Consider the following 3253-nt stretch of genomic DNA (forward strand, 5'->3'; position numbering starts at 1 on the left):
GCATGGCAACGTCCTACCCTCGCAGGGAGCGATCCCCCAACTACTCTCGGCGCTAAGAAGCTTAACTTCTGTGTTCGACATGGGAACAGGTGTATCCTTCTCGCCATCGTCACCACACTATTGAGAAACTTGTGCTCTCAAAACTAGCTAATATCAAATATATACGTTCATAATAAACTGGAACACCTTTACTTGGTTAAGTCCTCGACCGATTAGTATTAGTCCGCTTCATGCGTCACCGCACTTCCACTTCTAACCTATCTACCTGATCATCTTTCAGGGGTCTTACTTCCATAAAGGAATGGGAAATCTCATCTCGAGGTCTGTTTCACACTTAGATGCTTTCAGCGTTTATCAGATCCATACGTAGCTACCCAGCGATGCGCCTGGCGGCACAACTGGTACACCAGCGGTATGTCCATCCCGGTCCTCTCGTACTAAGGACAGATCCTCTCAAATTTCCTACGCCCGCGACGGATAGGGACCGAACTGTCTCACGACGTTCTGAACCCAGCTCGCGGACCGCTTTAATGGGCGAACAGCCCAACCCTTGGGACCGACTACAGCCCCAGGATGCGATGAGCCGACATCGAGGTGCCAAACCTCCCCGTCGATGTGGACTCTTGGGGGAGATAAGCCTGTTATCCCCAGGGTAGCTTTTATCCGTTGAGCGATGGCCCTTCCATACGGTACCACCGGATCACTAAGCCCGACTTTCGTCCCTGCTCGACCTGTCTGTCTCGCAGTCAAGCTCCCTTGTGCCTTTACACTCTGCGAATGATTTCCAACCATTCTGAGGGAACCTTTGGGCGCCTCCGTTACTTTTTAGGAGGCGACCGCCCCAGTCAAACTGCCCACCTGACACTGTCTCCCACCACGCTAAGTGGTGTGGGTTAGAGTGGTCATACAGCGAGGGTAGTATCCCACCAACGCCTCCACCGAAACTAGCGTTCCGGTTTCTATGGCTCCTACCTATCCTGTACAAGCTGTACAAACACTCAATATCAAGCTACAGTAAAGCTCCATGGGGTCTTTCCGTCCTGTCGCGGGTAGTCCGCATCTTCACGGACAATATAATTTCACCGAGTCTCTCGTTGAGACAGTGCCCGGATCGTTACGCCTTTCGTGCGGGTCGGAACTTACCCGACAAGGAATTTCGCTACCTTAGGACCGTTATAGTTACGGCCGCCGTTTACTGGGGCTTCAATTCTGAGCTTCGCCGAAGCTAACCCATCCTTTTAACCTTCCCAGCACCGGGCAGGCGTCAGCCCCTATACGTCATCTTACGATTTTGCAGAGACCTGTGTTTTTGATAAACAGTCGCCTGGGCCTATTCACTGCGGCTGATCTTGCGATCAGCACACCTTCTCCCGAAGTTACGGGGTCATTTTGCCGAGTTCCTTAACGAGAGTTCACTCGCTCACCTTAGGATTCTCTCCTCGACTACCTGTGTTGGTTTGCGGTACGGGTAGTTAAATACTCACTAGAAGCTTTTCTCGGCAGTGTGACATCAGACGCTTCGCTACTTAAATTTCGCTCCCCATCACAGCTTGTCCTTAAAGTAGAAAGCATTTGACTCTCTACAAGACTTACTGCTTGGACATCCTAATCCAACAGGATGCACATATTAGCCTACTGCGTCCCTCCATCGTTCAAACGCATTTAACTAGTACAGGAATATCAACCTGTTATCCATCGTCTACGCCTCTCGGCCTCGACTTAGGTCCCGACTAACCCTGGGAGGACGAGCCTTCCCCAGGAAACCTTTGTCATTCGGTGGACAGGATTCTCACCTGTCTTTCGCTACTCATACCGGCATTCTCACTTCTAAGCGCTCCACAAGTCCTCACGATCTTGCTTCATTGCCCTTAGAACGCTCTCCTATCACGCGACCTAATGGTCGCATCCATGGTTTCGGTAGTATGCTTAGCCCCGGTACATTTTCGGCGCAGAATCACTCGACTAGTGAGCTATTACGCACTCTTTAAATGGTGGCTGCTTCTGAGCCAACATCCTAGTTGTCTGTGCAACTCCACATCCTTTTCCACTTAGCATACATTTAGGGACCTTAACTGATGGTCTGGGCTGTTCCCCTTTCGACGGTGGATCTTATCACTCATCGTCTGACTCCCGGATATGAATCAATGGCATTCGGAGTTTATCTGAATTCAGTAACCCTAGATGGGCCCCTAGTCCAAACAGTGCTCTACCTCCATGATCCTTAAATCCAAGGCTAGCCCTAAAGCTATTTCGGAGAGAACCAGCTATCTCCAAGTTCGTTTGGAATTTCACCGCTATCCACACCTCATCCCAGCAATTTTCAACTTACACGGGTTCGGTCCTCCAGTGCGTTTTACCGCACCTTCAACCTGGACATGGATAGGTCACTTGGTTTCGGGTCTACAACCTCGTACTAAAATCGCCCATTTCAGACTCGCTTTCGCTGCGCCCCCGACTTTTCAGTCTTAACCTTGCACGGGATCGTAACTCGCCGGTTCATTCTACAAAAGGCACGCCATCACGCATTAACGCGCTCTGACTTATTGTAGGCACTGGTTTCAGGAACTATTTCACTCCCCTTCCGGGGTGCTTTTCACCTTTCCCTCACGGTACTGGTTCACTATCGGTCACTAGGTAGTATTTAGCCTTGGGAGATGGTCCTCCCGGATTCCGACGGAATTTCACGTGTTCCGCCGTACTCAGGATCCTGAACTGAGAGTGCTTGATTTAATCTACTGGGCTATCCCCATCGATGGCGGATTTTCCCAAATCCTTCGACTATCAAACACTTTGGTAACTCAGATGTTCAGTCCTACAACCCCAGAATGCAAGCACTCTGGTTTGGGCTGTTCCCCGTTCGCTCGCCGCTACTTAGGGAATCGAATTTTCTTTATATTCCTGCTGCTAATGAGATGTTTCAGTTCACAGCGTTTACCTCCAGCTAGACTATGAATTCATCGAGTGGTAACAGTCGATTAAAACTGCTGGGTTTCCCCATTCGGAAATCTCCGGATCATAGCTTACGTACAGCTCCCCGAAGCATATCGGTGTTAGTCCCGTCCTTCATCGGCTCCTAGTGCCAAGGCATTCACCATGCGCCCTTGTTAACTTAACCTTATTTCCTAACGGAAATACGATTAATTGAGTTTAGCGATTAAACTTCTTATAAAAAACTCAAAAAACGCGGTGTTCTCGGTTTAATTATGATTAATTATATATATTTGATATTATCTAGTTTTCAAAGAACAAGTTT

The 3253-nt window shown here is 49.1% G+C and carries 2 rRNA genes; both read right to left on the reverse strand.

The features are described from left to right. A 5S ribosomal RNA gene (rrf, locus tag ACG95_RS13720) occupies positions 1 to 117 on the reverse strand. A gap of 75 nt (positions 118 to 192) precedes the next feature. Further along, positions 193 to 3115, reverse strand: a 23S ribosomal RNA gene (locus ACG95_RS13725). Positions 3116 to 3253 lie beyond the last annotated feature (138 nt).

The sequence above is a fragment of the Lactiplantibacillus herbarum genome (genome assembly GCF_001039045.1).
Lineage (GTDB): Bacteria > Bacillota > Bacilli > Lactobacillales > Lactobacillaceae > Lactiplantibacillus > Lactiplantibacillus herbarum.